Consider the following 440-nt stretch of genomic DNA (forward strand, 5'->3'; position numbering starts at 1 on the left):
ATACATCCCTTTATCTGTCCGCAGTGCGGCACCTCACATCTTCCCCCTGCGTAATTCATGCTTCCCCGTTTTGCCGATATTTTCCAGCAGGGAAACCGCTGGCTTAACTGGCTGGAGAAGCAGCCGGAAGATTCAGTGCGTCCGGTGGTGATTGAGTCAGTGACAAAAATCATGGCCTGCGGGACCACGCTGATGGGTTACATACAGTGGTGCTGTTCATCACCGGACTGTTGCCACACAAAAAAGGTCTGCTTCCGGTGTAAAAGCCGCTCCTGCCCGTACTGCGGAGTGAAGGCTGGCGCACAGTGGATACAGTATCTGCTGAGTCTGGTCCCCGATTGCCCGTGGCAGCATATTGTGTTCACACTTCCCTGCCAGTTCTGGTCCCTGGTGTTCCACAACCGGTGGTTACTGGCAGAGATGAGCCGTATTGCAGCGGA

General features: G+C 54.8%; 1 protein-coding gene. It reads left to right on the plus strand.

Features of this window, described 5'->3' with window-relative positions:
- Positions 1-57: 57 nt before the first annotated feature.
- The coding region (locus BEA93_RS24725) for a transposase zinc-binding domain-containing protein (RefSeq protein ID WP_172955111.1) at positions 58-440 on the plus strand (383 nt) is incomplete at its 3' end.

The organism is Escherichia sp. MOD1-EC5950 (genome assembly GCF_002965345.1).
GTDB classification, from domain to species: Bacteria; Pseudomonadota; Gammaproteobacteria; order Enterobacterales; family Enterobacteriaceae; genus Escherichia; species Escherichia marmotae.